The organism is Rheinheimera mesophila (assembly GCF_000986865.1).
Taxonomy (GTDB): Bacteria; Pseudomonadota; Gammaproteobacteria; order Enterobacterales; family Alteromonadaceae; genus Pararheinheimera; species Pararheinheimera mesophila.
Window position 1 is genome coordinate 82,459 of sequence record NZ_LAVS01000002.1, and the last position, 17,397, is coordinate 99,855.

Consider the following 17,397-nt stretch of genomic DNA (forward strand, 5'->3'; position numbering starts at 1 on the left):
TGTGCAAAACCCCGGATAGAACCGGGGTTTTATTTTGCCAGATAAAAAAAGCCCCGCGGTTTGCACCAGCGGGGCTTTTTATCTGAGCGGCTAATTAGTTCTTAGCAGCGGCAGCTTTCTTTTCTTTCTCTTTTGCAATCACTGCATCAGCCACGTTTTGTGGACATGGTGAGTAGTGAGAGAATTCCATAGAGAACTGACCACGACCAGACGTCATAGTACGCAGAGTAGAGATGTAACCGAACATCTCAGACAGTGGTACGTCGCCTTTGATACGAACGCCAGTGACACCAGCTTCCTGACCAGAGATCATGCCACGACGACGGTTTAAGTCACCGATCACATCACCTACGTGGTCTTCTGGTGTGAACACGTCAACTTTCATGATTGGCTCTAACAACTGAGCGCCAGCTTTAGGCATAGTTTGACGGAATGCACCTTTGGCAGCGATTTCGAACGCGATAGCTGATGAGTCAACGGCGTGGAAACCACCGTCGAACAGTTCAACTTCTACGTCTAACACAGGGAAGCCAGCCAGAGTACCGGTTGACATCATAGAGGCGAAGCCTTTCTCAATCGCTGGGAAGAATTCTTTCGGAACGCTACCACCCACTACAGTAGAAACGAACTTGAAGCCTGAATTTGGCTCGCCCGGACGAATGCGGTAGTCGATTTTACCGTATTGACCTGAACCACCAGACTGCTTCTTGTGCGTATAGCTGTCTTCTACTTCACGAGTGATAGTTTCGCGGTAAGCAACCTGCGGCTGACCTACGACTAACTCAACACCGTAAGTACGTTTTAAGATATCTACTTTGATATCTAAGTGCAGCTCACCCATACCCTTGAGGATAGTTTCGCCTGAGTCTACGTCAGTTTCAACGCGGAAGGTTGGATCTTCTGCCACCATCTTACCGATAGCGATACCCATCTTCTCAACAGAACCTTTGTCTTTTGGTGTGACAGAGATAGAGATTACTGGCTCTGGGAATACCATTGGTTCTAAAGTACATGGGGCTTTAGGATCACATAAGGTGTGACCAGTTTGGGTGTTGTTTTTCAGACCAACCAGCGCGATGATGTCACCGGCCTGAGCTGTGGTCAGGTCAGTACGGTCATTGGCGTGCATCTCAACCATACGGCCGATACGTTCTGTTTTACCGGTGTAAGAGTTCAGAACTGTGTCGCCTTTGTTCAGTACACCAGAGTAAATACGGATAAAGGTCAGGGCGCCGAAACGGTCGTCCATGATCTTGAATGCTAAAGCGCGGAACGGCTCGTCAGCAGAAACGATAGCGTATTCGCCCGTCTCGTTACCTTCTTCGTCAGTCAGCGGCTGTGGATTTACTTCAGTTGGAGATGGTAAGTAATCAACAACGCCGTCCAGTACTAACTGCATACCTTTGTTTTTAAAGGCTGAACCACAGAAAGTTGGGAAGAAAGCCAGGTCACGTGTACCTTTACGGATACAGCGTTTGATGTCTTCGATAGATGGCTCCTCGCCTTCCATGTACGCCATTAACAGGTCATCGTCCTGCTCTAATGCAGTTTCGATCAGTTGTTGACGGTACATTTCAACATCATCAACCATGTCAGCCGGGATGTCAGTCACTGTGTAGTTTTCTGGCAGACCAGTTTCATCCCACACGTAAGCTTTTTTAGTTAACAGGTCAACTACACCGACGAAGGTGTCTTCACGGCCGATTGGCAGAACCATGATCAGCGGGTTTGCACCCAGAACTTTTTTCACTTGTTCTGTTACGCGCAGGAAGTCAGCACCGATACGGTCCAGTTTGTTTACGAAAATCAGACGCGATACTTTTGCGTCGTTGGCATAACGCCAGTTGGTTTCTGATTGAGGTTCAACACCACCAGATCCACAGAATACACCGATACCACCATCTAATACTTTCAGAGAACGATACACTTCTACCGTGAAGTCAACGTGACCTGGTGTATCGATCACGTTGAAGCGGTGACCTTTCCAGTAGCAGCTAACTGCCGCTGACTGAATAGTAATACCACGTTCAGCTTCCTGTTCCATGAAGTCTGTGGTTGATTCACCTTCGTGAACCTCACCCAACTTGTGGATTTTACCAGTCAGTTTCAGGATACGTTCGGTGGTAGTGGTTTTGCCGGCATCAACGTGGGCGAAGATACCAATGTTTCTATATAAGGATAAATCTGCTGACATAGTCATCTCGATTAGCTAGTGGTTATAAAATAGGGCGACAATATACAGGAATTTATTTTAATTTGCCCGAAAAAAAATCAACTGCCTTTATGAATTTTTTATCTCCTGTTGAACAGTCAGCAAGACCGGAGCTGAAATCCATGTCAGAGTGCTTTGAACGGCGTTTTTTGGCAATTTAGCCGTCTGCTGTTGTCCTGATCATGCCTGCACTTCGTCGTCGCGCTTTTGTGTCGCATATCCCCCTTGGGATTAAAAAAACTGCCCCTATATTTTGCTTTGTCAATCGTCTGACACTTTGTTTTTACGGGAATTTATCCGGCATCCTGCCCCCGGACTTATCGAACACAAGTCGGGTTAAGAACAAGTTTTGTACGACTGAGGTCCTTCTCAGAATGCTCGGCTTGCGGATGCCTTCCCGGTTCACTCGTTCCGTTATGCACTTGCAGTTCATCAGGGGAGGATATTGAACATGTTGCAGGTTCAGAACATCAGTCGTCGGTATGGCAGCCATCTGGCGGTAGATGATGTCAGTTTTACTATTAAAAAAGGCGAGATTATTGGTTTGCTTGGCCACAATGGCGCAGGGAAAACCACCATCATGAAGATGCTGAGCGGCTATCTTGAGGCTGACAGCGGTCAAATTCTGCTGGATGGTCTCGACATTCAGCAGCAAAGGCGGTTAATTCAGCAGCAGTTAGGCTATTTACCTGAACACTTACCGCTGTATCCGGACATGACAGTGCTGGATTATCTGGATTATGCCGCCAGCCTGAAGGCATTGAGCAGTGAAAGTCGTGCTGCGGAGATCCGCAGGGTGGTGGCTGCAACCATGTTGCAGGACAAACTCGAAGCAAAGATAGAAACCTTATCCCGTGGTTATAAACAGCGTTTAAGTGTGGCTCAGGCTATTTTGGGTAAACCACGGCTGTTGATCCTCGATGAGCCAACCAATGGGTTGGACCCAAGCCAGACCTTGCAGATGCGCGAGCTGATCCAGCAGATCGCACAGGATGCAACAGTGATCCTCTCTACCCATATCATGCAGGAAGTGCAGGCGTTGTGCAGCAGAGTCTTGCTGATCCAGCAAGGACGTCTGGTACTGGACCGGGCTTTGGATGCTTTGACACCGGATAGTGTGCTGCAGTTGGGCTGCGACATCCCCCTTGAGGCACTAAAACAGCTACTCTGTGACATGCCGCAGGTGCTGGCGGTGAAGCCGCAAAGCGAACACTGCTTCAGACTGGAGCTGGCTGCCGATAGTGATCACAAAGCCTTGTGCGCTCAAGTGGCTCAGCGTCTGGTTAATGCAGGCCATGCCTTGTATCAGCTCCACCTGCAGCAACAGGATTTACAAAGCTTATTTAGTTCACATCACCAGAAAACGGAGGTGAAAGATGCAGCCTGATGTGAATGCAACAAAGACCCGTCATTTAATCTGGTCTGTGGCGCGTAAAGAATTGACCTTATTTTTTGCCTCGCCTGTGGCCTGGTTATTTTTAGCCAGTTTTGCCGCTGTTGAGCTGTTTGTATTTTTCTGGGGTGAAGCTTTTTTTGCCCGCAATATCGCCGATGTCCGGCCGCTGTTTAGCTGGATGCCGCTGTTGTTGCTGTTTTTAACCTCAGCGCTGACGATGAAAGTCTGGAGTGAAGAACGCCGCAGTGGTACTTTGGAAGCTGTGCTGACTCAAGGTTCTCCGGTCTGGCATTTTGTGCTCGGTAAGTTTTTGGGCTGTTTTGTTTTGCTTCTGCTGGCCTTACTGATCACCTTGCCTTTGCCTGTGACCGTAGCCTTGCTGGCTGAACTGGATTGGGGGCCTGTAATGGCGGGGTATCTGGCTTCAGTGCTGTTGGGTAGTTGTTATCTGGCCATAGGCCTGTTTGTGTCAGCCCGCTCGGATAATCAGATTGTCAGTTTGCTGCTGAGTATCGCTGTGTGCGGTGCACTCTATTTGGTTGGGCATCCGCTGATCACGGGCTTATTCAGTCAGTCTGTCGCCTCTTACCTGAATTTCATCGGCACAGGGTCGCGTTTTGATGCGATCACCCGAGGAGTACTGGATTTTCGTGATCTGTATTATTACCTGGCGCTGGTGCTGACCTTTTTAGTGTTAAATGTTTATGTTCTAGAAAAAGAACGTTTTTCAAGCCGTTTATCCAACAGTGCCCGGCAGTGGCAATGGCTCAGCACAGTAGCCGTGCTGAACCTGTTGTTGGCGAATCTATGGCTTGGGCAATTGACTCAGTTGCGTTATGACAGCACGGCAGGTAAACAATACTCCTTGTCTGAAGCCACCCAGCAGCAACTGCAAAGCCTGACGGAGCCTTTGTTGATCCGTGGCTATTTTTCCGGGCAAACCCATCCGTTATTGGCACCCTTAGTCCCCCAATTGCAGGATTTGTTAAAAGAGTATCAAATCAGTGGTGGTAACAAAGTCAGAGTAGAGTGGATTGACCCGACCACAGAGCCTGAGCTGGAACAGGAGGCTAATCAGCGCTTTAATATCACGCCTGTCCCGTTTCAGATTGCCGACCGCTATCAGTCTTCTATTGTCAGCTCTTACTTTAATCTGGTGATCCAGTACGGTTCTGAGTACCAGGTATTGGGGTTTCGCGAGCTGATTGACGTGAAATCCAGAGGTGAAAATGATCTGGAGGTGCTATTAAGAAATCCGGAACTGGATATCACCCGGGCGGTGAAAAAAGTACAGCAGGACTATTATGCCGGTCATGATCTGTTTGCTGCTGTCACCGAGCCTGTCAGTCTGAAGCTGTATTGGTCAGACGATCCGCAGTTACCCGCTGAACTGAAATCTTTTGCGACCCAGTTACAGCAAAGTGCGGAACAACTGGCTAAAACAGCCGAAGGCAAGTTTAGTGTGCAGCGACTGGACCCCGATGCAGACAGCGCATTAAAAGACAATCTGCAGCAAGAGTTGGGGTTGAGTAAGGTCAAGCTGGATCCTTTTGCCGCAGAGGGCTTCTGGTTCAGTATGCAGTTGCAGCAGGGCTCACAGCAATTAGCGCTGACTCTGGATGATTTTAGTGTCGAAAGTTTTGAGCGTCAGCTCAAAGCCGGTATATCGCGTTTGTCTGGTCATGGCACAAAAACAGTGGCGCTGGTGACGCCGCAGGGGAGCGGTGGTTATGGTTATCCGGCCAATGAGTTCAGCGGTTTGAATGCTTTATTGGCCGATAATTTCAACGTCGAGCCGGAGGATTTAACGGACGGTAAGGTCAGTGCTAAAGCCGATGTGCTGTTTGTGATGGCGCCAGAGAATTTATCCCAGACACAACTTTTTGCCGTGGATCAGTTTTTGATGCAGGGCGGTACAGTACTGATGGCTACGTCACCTTTCAAAGCCAGTTTAAGCAGAGAGAACTTAGCGGTGCGGCCTTATCAGAGTGGTCTGAACCAGTGGCTGGAGCAGTATGGCGTACAGCAGAATTCCACTCTGCTTTTGGATCCGCAGCATGCCGCTTTACCTGTACCAGTCACACGTCAGGCCGGTGGTTTTACCTTTCAGGATATGAGACTGCTGGATTATCCATGGTTTGCCGACATCCGGCAGGACGGTATGGCAGAGCTGCCATTATTCAGTCAGTTGCCCCAGTTGGTGGTGCCCTGGGCCAGTCCCTTTGATATTCAAACTAAAGAACATATCAAAGCGACACCGTTGCTGCAGTCGTCCAAAGGTAGTTGGTTAACGGCACAAAGCACTGTGATGCCGACTCTGGATAGCTCAGGGCAGGTGAGTTACCCATCCGGTGATACCAGCGGGGCGCAGACCCTGGCGGTGATGCTGGAAGGTCAGTTTAAGTCCTGGTTTAGTGGCAAAGCTTCACCGTTACAGGCCCAGAAAACGAATGAAGCAAAAGACGAGGCTAAAAACGCAGCGCCTGAGCAAAGCAACACCAGCACTGAACTTTATCCTGTACTCGAACAGGCTAATGCCGGAGCCCGTTTAATATTATTTGGCTCCAACGATATGTTCAGTGATGCGGTCAGTCAGTTGGTTGGCGGTGCACAGGGCTCAGAGTATCTGAACAACCTGCAGTTACTGGCCAATACAGTGGATTGGGCGACGGCCGATCCTGCCTTGTTAGATATCCGGGCTCGTGGTCAGTTTAATCGCACTTTACCGCCGCTGGACAGAGCTGAGCAGCAGTTTTTGGAGTACCTGAATTATGCGCTGGTGCTGGCATTGATTCTGTGTATTGCACTGATTCAGCGCTGGCTGCAACGTCGCCGTTTGCAGCAACTGTATCGAGTAGTGGCAGCACAATAAGGAGGCACGCTGATGAAAACACTGACGATTGGATTATCTGTGGTTGCAGCGGCGCAATTGCTGCTGGCAGGGGCATTATGGTGGCAAGATCAGCAGCAGCCAGAGGCGAGTGCTTTGCTTGCGCTTCATCCAAAACAGCTCACAGAGATTAAGCTGGAACATCAGGGTAAGACTCTGCAACTGGTGTATCAGGATGGCGCCTGGCGCTTGCCTGCGTTACAGCATGAGCCAGCCCGACCCGCCAAAGTCACCGCATTGTTAACTGAGCTGGAGAAAGCCCGTTTGCAGTGGCCAGTGGCAGAAACCACTGCCAGTCAGGCCAGATTTGAAGTGGCAGAGGATAAATATCAGTGGAAGCTAACGTTAGCGGCTGGCGAGCAACAGCAACTGATTTATCTGGGCTCCAGTCCGGCCTTCAAACAGTTGTATCTGCGACGTGACAAAGAAACGGAAATTTATCAGCAGCAGATCAGCACTATGGATTGGAGCACAGAGCCTGAGCAGTGGTTTGACCGCAACCTGCTGCAGATCAGCCAGGTGAACCGGATCAAACTGCCGCAACTAGAGCTAGAAAAAGAGGCTGGCCAATGGCAGGTACGCGCGGCTCAAGGAGAAACGCAAATAGCAGACAAGGCCCTGGCTGGTCAATTGCAGCAACTGTTCAGCGCATTGCAGGTCAGTGGTCCGCCAGTCAAGCCGCTGGCTTTGAAACAGCCTGAGCAACAACTTCAGGTGGAGGTTCAGAGTTTGAGTGCCAAACATAGTTACCAGCTCCAAAAACAGCAGGACAACTATTTGATCAAACGCGATGACAGGGCCGTCTGGTACCCGCTGGCTGCAGAACAAGCGAAGCAGTTATTTGAACTTGAGCCGGAAAAGCTGCTGGCTAAACAGTCAGGACAAAGCAACAGCAACGAAAAGCCCAGTGCAAGTGAGGTTCAAGCTGAGGGCCGCTCTGAGTTGAACTAAGCCGGGCTTTGGTCCGCGACTCAGTGTCCGGTTTGCCGGAAACTGCATAAATAACACAAAGGGCCGTCAGGCCCTTTGTCATATCTCATCAGTCCTATGAGGCCAGAGTCGGGTAGTCGGTGTAGCCTACCGGGCCTTTGCCATAAAACAGTTCTGGGCGTGGCTGATTTAACGGTGCATCTGTCTCCAGACGTTTTGGTAAATCCGGGTTGGCGATAAAAGGAATACCAAAGGCGATAGCGTCAGCTTTGCCTTCGGCCAGCCATTGATTCGCTTCTGCTTTGCTGAATTTTTCATTCGCAATCACAGGGCCACCAAATAACTGTTTAATCAGTGGCGTAATGCTGTCGTCTGCCGGATGTTCGCGGGTAGAGATAAAGGCAATACCACGTTTGCCCAGTTCAGTTGCAACATAACCAAAGGTGGCCGTGCGGTTCGAGTCGCCCATATCGTGGGCATCCATACGAGGCGCCAAGTGCATCGCTACTCTGTCTTTGCCCCAGACTTCAATACAAGCATCGGTCACTTCCAGCATTAAACGGGCACGGTTTTCCAAAGAGCCACCGTATTCGTCATCCCGTAAGTTAGTGCTGTCCTGCAGGAACTGATCGAGCAAATAGCCGTTCGCTCCGTGTATGTGTACACCGTCAAACCCTGCGGCTTTGGCATTGATTGCACCCTGGCGATAAGCTGCAACTACCTCTTTGATTTCGTTTAAGCTTAACGCCCGTGGCTCTTCAAAGTTTTTCATTGGACGAACCAGACTGACATGACCAGCCGGACGCACAGCACTTGGAGCTACTGGTTTTTCGCCATTTAAGTACAGCGGGTCAGAAATACGGCCTACGTGCCAGAGTTGCAAGAAAATACGACTGCCCGCTTTGTGTACCGCCTCTGTGACTAATTTCCAGCCCTCAACCTGAGCTTCAGACCAAATCCCCGGTGTATCGGGATAACCGACACCCATCGGAGTGACGGACGTGGCTTCGGACAAAATTAAACCTGCGCTGCTGCGTTGGCGGTAATACTCTGCCATCATGGCGTTAGGCACACGGCCCTCGTCAGCACGGCAGCGGGTTAAAGGCGCCATCACAATACGGTTTTTCAGGGTTAAATCACCCAGCGTGATGGCATCAAATAAAGTTGGCATCTGTAACTCCTTAAAGTTGATCGGCTAAGCGCGCCAGAAATTGTTGAATCACAGCTTCATTGCGCGAATAAAAATTCCACTGACCTACTTTTTTACTGCTGATAAAACCAGCACGTTGCAAAGTAGCCAGGTGGGCAGATACGGTTGACTGAGACAACCCGGTCTTCTGGTCAATTTTGCCGGCACAAACCCCAATACTCAGCGGGTGTTCCTGATCGGCAAAATAAACTTCAGGTTGTTTCAGCCAGTTTAAAATGTCCCGCCGTACCGGGTGGGACAGGGCTTTGATCATCTCGTCGAGTTCTGCAGAGCTCATAGTTTCATTTATATCCATATATCGCGATATGGCGAAATATATATCGCCATATCGCGATATGCAACTTTTATTTTATTCTGGTCGGTACATTAGTCAGGCGCACAGCCGTAAAAAGAACGAAACAGCAGCGGGAAATCGCATGTTCACAGCTAAAAAACTAATAAGGTTACGGCACGTAATACGGTGATTTTTTCGTCAGGTTCAGAAAAAATAAACAAATATACTTTTGATCTTTTTACCGGTGCGCTGCGTTTTTTACTGCGGGTTTTATGTTCAACTAAAAGGAAATCAGAATGAAATTTCGCTCATTATTGAATTTGACCGTGTTCTCTGCAGCTTTAGCCGTCTCCGCTGCATCTTATGCTTCTGCCAAAGCAGATATCGTCGATACAGCCGTAGCTGCAGGTAGTTTTAATACACTGGTAACTGCAGTGAAAGCCGCTGATCTGGTCGATACCTTAAAAGGCCCAGGTCCATTTACTGTGTTTGCACCCAATGACGCTGCTTTTGCTAAGGTGCCTGCAGCCGACTTAGAGGCGCTGTTAAAAGATAAAGCGGCACTTGGCAAGGTACTGACCTACCACGTAGTGGCGGGTAAAGTGATGGCCTCTGATGTGGTGAAGTTAACATCTGCCAAAACAGTACAGGGACAGGACTTAAAGATTGCCGTGAAAGATGGTGTGGTCTATGTCGATGGTGCTAAGGTCATAAGCACAGATATTGAAACCAGTAACGGCGTCATTCATGTGATTGATTCTGTTGTCTTGCCTAAATAATCGTTTGTAGTCAGAGAAAAGGAGCCTTGTGCTCCTTTTCTTTTATCCATTCTTTATACATTCATCCGCTGTTAAACTGCAGTAATTCGCTTTGATGGTCTGTTTTTAAGGACTGTGCCTGTGGCTAAAACACTGATGCTGGTTGCTTTGTTCTGTTGTTTTTTTTCTGATGCGTCGTCAGAGCAGCATGTTGTAGTCTGGATGAAAAATGGAGACAGATTAACAGGTGCTATCACTCAGCAAGACAAGGATATTGTTTTTTTGAATCTACCGTATTCTGGTCAGGTACAACTCCCCCGAACTCAGATCGACCGTATAGAGCAGCAAAAGCTGCTGACTGCTGTGCCCGAATTGACCGCTGAACCGCACAGCGCTGTCGTTCAAAACCAGCCGATACGGCACTACAGCGTGGATTTAACTGCAGGAAAAAAACGCAGTAGCAGCAGTACAGACAACGTTGGATTTAAAGGCTCCTTTGAGCAGCGCGACAACAACCTGCGACTGACTTTTGACGGTAAATACGATTACGAGACCAGCAGCTCCTTAAAGAAAACCCATAAGTATCTGCTCAATCCGGGCGCTGACTATTTTTTCCAGCCACAACTTTTTTGGCGCAACAAAGTAGATTACGCCCAGGACTTTCTTGCATCCGACTACAGAAATATCGACTTGAGCTCAGGCCTGGGCTACAGCTTTTATGATACTGCTGAACTTCGGGTGGAGCTGATTGCGTTAGCGGGTTTAAAGCGTACTCATTTTAAAGAAACTGCAGGACTGGAGTTGTTTCTTGGTGACAGACAGCAGTTGGATTTCCGGCATATACAACTGGAGTGGGATCTAAGGTATCTATGGCCTGCTAGCCGCTTTGAGGTATTTAGCGAAGGCAGTTATCTGAAACCTGTGAATCAGCCGGTGCAGTACATCGAGTTCAGACAAGAAATAAATCTGAGCTCTGGTGTGCACTATTACTTGACGGAGCAGATCCGGTTATCGTTTTCTGTGGATTTAGACTGGTCAAAAATTGATGTGGTTTTACCCGGTTATCAGGGGCTTTCGGCCGATAGCCGCGACTTGCATCAAAAACTCAGCTTAGGCGCCAGGTTTTAAAAGTGGGGCTGAGTAGACTCAGCCCCCGAGTTATTACAGGTTAATCGCAGTGCTAGCACTGCATTTGGTGGTGCTGGCGGCTTCACATACCTTGTAACTGTAGCTGCCACGGTTTAACGGACCATCACGATGGCTGCCGTCGTTGGTCGTGGTCAGAATTTTCACATTGTTACGGTACAGATCGACGGTACTGGTGGTTGCACTGGCCCAGCTTAGATCCACATAACGCTTGCCTTTGCTGGAGACGCCTTGCAAGGTCAGACTGATACCCGGAGTGGTTGTGCCGCCACCACAACCGTTAGTGGTCAGGTATTGATGTGCAGCCGCGGCCTGCACAATACCGTAACCGAAGTAGACATCTTTGCCTGCAGCACCTGCGTCTTTTGCCGTCGCTTTTAACGCATTACGGATTTGAGTACCAGTACAGCTTGGGTGATTTGACCAGACCAGAGCAGCAATACCTGATACGGCCGGTGTTGCCATCGAAGTACCGCTCATCAGACCATAATCGCTGGTACCGATGTTGATGGATGCAGTAGTAGCGGCCAACAGCGCAGTTCTGTCTTCAAAAGCCGCACCTACGGCAGGAATAGATGTGGTGTTGGCTGAACCTTCACCTAGGGTACCGTACAACATACCTGCGGTATTGTTGATGATAACAGCACCTACACCACCAGAGTTTTGGCAGTTTTTCACTTTGTCATGGAAAGAAATCACACCACGGTCAATCATACAGATTTTACCGGCTGCGCCTGAATTGACAGTTTCCGCTGTGCCCATAAAAAAGGTGGCAGCGCTGGCTGAACCCGGGTTTTCCATCGCAGAGGTGGCATAAGCAGTACCATTGGCACTTAAGGTGGCGCTGGTTGCCATATCGGCAGGGTAGGTGGATAAGGTATCGACACCACCTGCAGTGGCTTCCACACAAATGGTTTCGTCTGTTTTGCCGTTGGCTGTACAGCTTGGGAATTGCGAGAAGTCTGCGATATTGTTGTTATTGTCGTTGGCTCCTATCATCATGACAGAAGGGTAACCAGCAGGATAAGAGCGCACATTATTGCCGTCGTTCCCTGCTGCGGCTATAACTAAACCACCAGCGTCGGTAAAGGTTTTAAAGGCGTTGGATTCAGTGGTATTGGCACCACCACCGCCTAAGCTCATGCTGATAATGTCGGAACCTGCGTTTTTACATTTTTGTGCGGCATAGGCCAGATCTGACGAATAACCCCAACCTTCAGCGTTAAATACTTTGATAATGTGCATAGCTACGCCAGGGGCCATACCTATTACACCAAAACCGTTGTCTGCCGCTCCTATGGTGCCGGCGACGTGAGTGCCGTGTGGGCCACCATTGACGTTCCAGTTGCCTGTGCCTGAGTCGTTGTCACCCGTGATGCTGCCCCAGTTAAAATCGGGGTTAGACTGGTCTAAACCTGAGTCAATGACACAGACTTTAATACCTGCGCCAGGGTTAAATTGCACCTGATTGGCCTGAGATTGATACACAGCATAGGGGGTGATTTGTTGTTGCATTGGATCACCAGCGTCGTCGTTAAATAACGCCATTGGTTTACGTACTAAATCTTCTTCAATCAGTTTGATATGAGGGTTTTTCAGAATACCTTTGATTTCATCAACAGATTTACCATTGAACTGAGCAGCGATAAAACCATCTGCATCGACTTTCACTTCGCCACCGAGCTGTTTTGTTAAGGCGGTCACTATACCTTTGTTGGCATTATCGACCTGAATGATGACCCGATCCGCTGCAGTTGCGGTGGTACAGCCTAAAGCCATCACAGTGGCGAGTGAGATTTTATTTAACTTACTGATTTTCATTGAGTTGTTCCCATTGCTTATTATTATATTCTCCACCAGGCTTCTGCATCTTGTGTGCTTTTGTCGCGCCAGGGTGGAGTCTTGTCGCATTTTTGCTGTAGATCAGCGTCTCCTTAATGCCATTTTTTGTCTGGGAAAAGCAATTAATTTATTAAATTTTGTTTTCAAATGTAATTAAATGTAAGCGGTGGGCTGTACACCAATTTGTACGAAATATGACTGCAGACCGCGTAGACTGGTTAAAGTCAAGCGATCTGACAGAAGAAAAAAAATGCAGCAGTTGCTCTAACGGGCAATCAACCCGGCGGCAATTTGAAAGGAATGTTGTCTGGCTTCGGGGTTGTGCATCATGCTGGTTAACATCAATTCATCGGGTTGGTATGCCGCGATAAAATTTATTATGCCTTGTTGTACCTCGGTTGGGTTGCCAACGACTGAGCAGGCTAATGCCTTGTCGACATAGGCTTTTTCATGAGGTTGCCATATCTGATCCATAGCGTCGACTGGTGCGGGCAACAAACCCGGTACACCTCTGACTAAGTTGACAAACTGCTGCTGAAGCGAACTGAAAAGGCGTTGAGCTTCAGCAGTGGTATCGGCCGCAAAGACATTCAGCGCCAGCATCAGGTAGGGTTTATCCAGTTGAGCAGAGGGTTTAAATTCCTTGCGATACAAAGCTGCGGCCTGTTCCATCATGGCAGGCGCAAAATGTGAGGCAAAGGCATAAGGCAACCCCAGATGAGCAGCCAGTTGCGCTCCATATAAACTCGAACCCAAGATCCACAAGGGCACCTGCAGACTTTGCCCTGGTACAGCTTGGACCTTTTGATTCGGTTGTACTTCGCCAAAATACTGCTGTAACTCAATGATATCGCTTAGGAACTGATCCTCGCTTTCCATCCGGTTGCGCCGCAATGCCCGTGCCGTTTGCTGATCGCTGCCCGGCGCACGACCCAAGCCTAAGTCAATCCGATGTGGATACAAAGTCGCTAAAGTACCAAATTGTTCAGCGATGACCAAAGGGGAGTGATTGGGCAGCATAATACCGCCGGCTCCCAGCCGAATACGTGAGGTGGCAGCGGCTAAGTGGCTGATCAACAAAGAAGTTGCTGCACTGGCAATACCGGGCATATTATGATGCTCAGCCAGCCAGTAACGATGATAACCCAGCCGATCAGCGTGCTGCGCCAAAGCTTTACTGCTGGCAAAACTATCACTGATGCTATGGCCTGCAGAGACTGGTGCTAAATCTAAAATAGACAAAGGGATCATGAGGGCTCCGTCGGTAGATACATATCGGCATTTAATACCGTCTGGTATAAAACTATATGTGCAATGGGTGCGGGCTTTGACAGATTCAAGAGCTGTGTTGTATTTCGGCGGATTTTACCGTTGAGCGCAGCGTTTTTTGCGATGGATCAAGGGACGAAGCTGAAATTCGGCTATGCTGAGAAAAACACCAAAGACAATGAATAATGGCTGGATTTGACGTAACCCTGGCGCAAAATTTTCTGATTGCGCTGCTGATTGGCGCTTTAGTCGGAATTGAGCGGGAAAAGCATAAAAACAATGACCATCCCGGCTCTTTTGCCGGAGTGCGTACCTATATTTTGTTTGCTCAGCTTGGCGCTGTCAGTGCCTGGTTGTCGGTATATTTACAAACAGCCTGGCTTTTTATCGCAGCTTTGCTGGCCGTATCGGTGATAGTGCTGAGCTCCTATTATCTGGAAAACAAAACCAAAGCTGTGGCTTTGGGTTTAACCAGCGAATTGTCTGCGATGACGGTTTGTTTATTAGGTGGCGCTGTCATCTTTGGCTTTGCCGAAATAGCCGTATCTCTTGCTATTTTAACCTCCGCCATTTTAGCGTTTCGTGAGCCGTTGCATGGCCTGGTTAATAAAATAGGGGCGGACGATTTATATGCTGGCCTGAAACTTTTGATTGCCAGTTTTATTGTGTTGCCTTTGTTGCCGAACCATAGCGTTGATCCCTGGCAGGCGCTGAATCCTTATAAACTCTGGCTGCTGGTGATTTTAATCTCTGGATTGTCCCTGGTTGGTTATATAGCTGTGCGTTTCTTCGGATCAGTAAAAGGAACCATGATCACGGCTCTGACAGGTGGGCTGGTGTCGTCTACCGCTATGACTTTAAGTTTTGCCCGCAGCAGTAAAACAGAAACGGACAGCGGTGCAGCCAACAGGTTAGTGGCTGGCATTTTACTGTCCTGGCTGGTGATGTTTGGCCGGGTTTTATTAATTGTCACCGCTGTTTCTCTGCCTCTAATGCAACAATTACTTTGGCCTTTGCTGGGGCTGGCATTGTTAACTGCCGCCTTGAGCAGCGTATTTTTTCTGCTGGGACACAGGCTGCAAGCTGCGTCTGCCGCCACCGAGCTGCCGGTAAAAAATCCTTTTAGCTTATGGTCCGCTATTCAGTTTGCTTTGTTATTTGCGCTGGTGTTGCTGCTGGTCAAACTGGCGGAGCATTATGCGCCGGGTCAGGGGTTGTATTGGTTAGCTGCTCTGGCAGGTTTAACAGATGTTGATGCCATTAGTTTGTCTTTAGCCGATTATGCGGCGCGCAGTCAGGCTCTTGATCTGGCCGCCACAGCTCTTGGTATTGCCATCTTAAGTAATTCAGTGGTGAAAACAGCTATGGTATGGGTGGCAGGAACCCGGACTCTGGCGCTGCGTATCAGTGCGGCAACACTCGGTTTGGGTTTAGCTGGTCTGTTGTTATTTAGCCTGAATTAACACAAGTCAAACTGAGCCTGTACCAGCTCAGCTTGCCTTAAGTTTTTGCTGGCAGAATTTAAAAAAGAAACCAAAAACAGAGGTTGTTATGCCTGCTTCACAACAAAATTACAGCAACTGGATGGTATCTTTGCACTGGCTGACCGTGCTGCTGATGATCACTATTTACGCCAGTATTGAATTCAGAGGCATTTTTGAAAAAGGTACCGCAGAGCGTGATCTAATCAAAGAAGTGCATTTTGTGTTGGGGTTAAGTGTATGGTTTATTACCTTGCTGCGCCTTGTGGTCAGGCGTTTTAGCCCTATACCGCCCATAGTACCGGCGCCTTCAGCTACAGCATTAAAAATATCAGCACTGATGCATCTGGCACTTTATGGCTTTTTACTGCTGATGCCATTACTTGGATGGCTGATATTAAGTGCGGGCGATAAAGTGATACCGTTCTGGGGCTTTCAACTACCAGCTTTGATAGGACCGGATCCTGATCTGGCGTCTTCCATTAAAGAAATTCACGAATTAGTGGGCAAGGCTGGTTATCTGTTGATTGCCGTTCATACCCTGGGTGCACTGGCTCATCACTACAGATTCAAAGACAACACCTTAAAACGCATGTTGCCCGGATTATTTAAAGCTGAAGGCTAAAAGCGGTTGACGCGGATCCCCGAAAGGTTTTAACTCTGAGCCCTCTTGAGTGAGGGCCTATGAGTAAAGCAAAACAAGCTTCTGAAATCACCTTGCCGCCCAAAGATCTGGGCTGGGGCACTGTACTGAATTTTTTGATTGAAAAATTTCACCGCATCGACGCTGCTATTTGGCGACAACGAGTCGCAGAGGGCAAAGTGTTTTGGTTTGGTGGCGAAGAGATCCATGCCAACACTGCCTTTTTACCCAGCCGCAGGGTGTGTTATTACCGCGAAGTAGAGGCCGAACCTTTAATTCCTTTTGCCCATCAGATGATTTATCAGGACGACCATATCCTGGTGGCCTGCAAACCACATTTTTTACCTGTCACACCGGGCGGAGACTTTGTGAATGAATGCCTGCTGGAACGGGTAAAGCGGGATACCGGATTGCAGGATGTGGTGGCGGTACACAGACTAGACAAAGAAACCGCAGGTTTAGTGTTGTTTTCGGTCAATAGCCAAAGCCGTCCTTTGTATTATCAGTTGTTTGCGGATGGTCTGGTTCAGAAAACCTATAGTGCGGTCGCTACTCTGTCTGAAACGCTACAGCAACTGGAATTACCTCAGCACTGGCAGGTAAAAAACCGTCTGGAAAAATCGAGTCCGGCGTTTTTAATGCAACAGGTGGAAGGGCAGGCGAATGCGTTTTCCAGCCTGAGCCTGGTCGATAAAAGAGCGGATCTTGGGTTATTTGAATTAAGCCCGCACACAGGGAAAACCCATCAGTTGCGTTTGCATATGCTGTCTTTGGGCTGTCCAATACTGTTTGATAAATACTATCCGGATTTATTACCAAAACAGTCTGATCAGCCACTGGATTTCACACAGCCTCTGCAATTAGTGGCCAGAGGGTTAGGCTTTACCGATCCTGTAACCGGACTAAAGCATCAATTTGAATCAGAGCGTCAGTTATTGAGCTGGCCTGTGAGTGATGGAACTAAGGAGTATTAATGTCGAAGAAAGTGTATTGTATTGCTCAGTTTTTACCCAAGCCGGGTAAAGAAGCAGAGCTTTTTAAAGTGTTGCAAAGTTTAGAGGCAAATACCTTGCGTGAAGATGGGTGTTTGCAGTACAGAGTCACGCGTCAAATCGCCAGCCCTTTTGCTGAGGGTAATAGTTTTCCCATCGTTTTTAACGAAATTTGGGCGGATCTGCCAAGTTTTGAAGCGCATTGTCAACGCCATGAAATTAGCCAATTCTTCCAGACGTATTGTCTGGCAGACACTGGACTGGCTGCAGACTGGAATGTGTGTATTTACAGCGACGAGCCAGAAAATTTTGATGCACCCAGATTACAGTAGCGGCTTGTGACAATTCAGGTTG

Annotated in this window: 14 protein-coding genes; 9 read left to right on the forward strand and 5 right to left on the reverse strand. The window is 48.5% G+C overall.

The features are described from left to right. Positions 1-94: 94 nt before the first annotated feature. Positions 95-2,200, reverse strand: coding sequence for an elongation factor G (gene fusA / locus SD53_RS01735; RefSeq protein WP_436197672.1), 2,106 nt, complete (start codon positions 2,198-2,200; stop codon positions 95-97). Between the two features lie 463 nt (positions 2,201-2,663). Between fusA and SD53_RS01740 the strand changes: the two genes are divergently transcribed. Genes SD53_RS01740 through SD53_RS01750 form a run of 3 tightly spaced genes read left to right on the forward strand, consistent with a single transcriptional unit; the run spans position 2,664 to position 7,449 of the window. Beyond that, positions 2,664-3,599, forward strand: a complete 936-nt coding sequence (locus tag SD53_RS01740) for an ABC transporter ATP-binding protein (RefSeq protein WP_046518487.1) — start codon at positions 2,664-2,666, stop codon at positions 3,597-3,599. Next, positions 3,589-6,480 (forward strand): Gldg family protein, encoded by a 2,892-nt coding sequence (locus SD53_RS01745; RefSeq protein WP_046518488.1) that lies wholly within the window; start codon positions 3,589-3,591, stop codon positions 6,478-6,480. The genes SD53_RS01740 and SD53_RS01745 overlap by 11 nt, the downstream gene beginning before the upstream one ends. Positions 6,481-6,492: 12 nt before the next feature. Next, positions 6,493-7,449 carry a DUF4340 domain-containing protein gene (locus SD53_RS01750; protein ID WP_046518489.1) on the forward strand — a complete coding sequence of 319 codons (957 nt, stop codon included), beginning with the start codon at positions 6,493-6,495 and terminating at the stop codon, positions 7,447-7,449. Between the two features lie 94 nt (positions 7,450-7,543). On the opposite strand, the gene SD53_RS01755 is transcribed toward SD53_RS01750, so the two are convergent. Together SD53_RS01755 and SD53_RS01760 are read right to left on the reverse strand one after the other, a co-directional pair. Continuing rightward, complete coding sequence (locus SD53_RS01755; protein WP_046518490.1) at positions 7,544-8,599, reverse strand: alkene reductase; 1,056 nt, start codon at positions 8,597-8,599, stop codon at positions 7,544-7,546. Between the two features lie 10 nt (positions 8,600-8,609). Then, positions 8,610-8,915 (reverse strand): ArsR/SmtB family transcription factor, encoded by a 306-nt coding sequence (locus SD53_RS01760; RefSeq protein ID WP_106693121.1) that lies wholly within the window; start codon positions 8,913-8,915, stop codon positions 8,610-8,612. A 293-nt stretch (positions 8,916-9,208) separates the two neighbouring features. Here SD53_RS01760 and SD53_RS01765 point away from each other — a divergent pair, with 293 nt between their 5' ends. Beyond that, positions 9,209-9,691: a fasciclin domain-containing protein gene (locus SD53_RS01765; RefSeq protein WP_046518492.1), complete on the forward strand. Its 483-nt coding sequence runs from the start codon at positions 9,209-9,211 to the stop codon at positions 9,689-9,691. A gap of 120 nt (positions 9,692-9,811) precedes the next feature. Continuing rightward, complete coding sequence (locus SD53_RS01770) at positions 9,812-10,798, forward strand: DUF481 domain-containing protein (RefSeq protein WP_046518493.1); 987 nt, start codon at positions 9,812-9,814, stop codon at positions 10,796-10,798. A gap of 33 nt (positions 10,799-10,831) precedes the next feature. Here the strand turns inward: SD53_RS01770 and SD53_RS01775 are convergent, their stop codons facing one another. Continuing rightward, positions 10,832-12,637: a S8 family serine peptidase gene (locus SD53_RS01775; RefSeq protein ID WP_046518494.1), complete on the reverse strand. Its 1,806-nt coding sequence runs from the start codon at positions 12,635-12,637 to the stop codon at positions 10,832-10,834. A gap of 285 nt (positions 12,638-12,922) precedes the next feature. Next, entirely contained in the window at positions 12,923-13,909 is a 987-nt protein-coding gene (locus SD53_RS01780) for an LLM class flavin-dependent oxidoreductase (RefSeq protein ID WP_046518495.1), read from the reverse strand. Positions 13,910-14,112: 203 nt separating this feature from the next. Here SD53_RS01780 and SD53_RS01785 point away from each other — a divergent pair, with 203 nt between their 5' ends. The 4 genes from SD53_RS01785 (at position 14,113) to SD53_RS01800 (ending at position 17,375) form a co-directional block, all read left to right on the forward strand. Further along, positions 14,113-15,390, forward strand: a complete 1,278-nt coding sequence (locus tag SD53_RS01785; RefSeq protein ID WP_046518496.1) for an MgtC/SapB family protein — start codon at positions 14,113-14,115, stop codon at positions 15,388-15,390. 88 nt (positions 15,391-15,478) lie between these two features. Further along, a complete protein-coding gene (locus tag SD53_RS01790; protein WP_046518497.1) occupies positions 15,479-16,033 on the forward strand; it encodes a cytochrome b in 555 nt (184 codons plus the stop codon). Between the two features lie 59 nt (positions 16,034-16,092). After that, positions 16,093-17,025: a pseudouridine synthase gene (locus tag SD53_RS01795; protein WP_046518498.1), complete on the forward strand. Its 933-nt coding sequence runs from the start codon at positions 16,093-16,095 to the stop codon at positions 17,023-17,025. Continuing rightward, on the forward strand, positions 17,025-17,375 hold the full coding sequence (locus tag SD53_RS01800) for a putative quinol monooxygenase (RefSeq protein WP_046518499.1): 351 nt from the start codon (positions 17,025-17,027) through the stop codon (positions 17,373-17,375). Before SD53_RS01795 ends, SD53_RS01800 begins: the two co-directional genes overlap by 1 nt. Positions 17,376-17,397 lie beyond the last annotated feature (22 nt).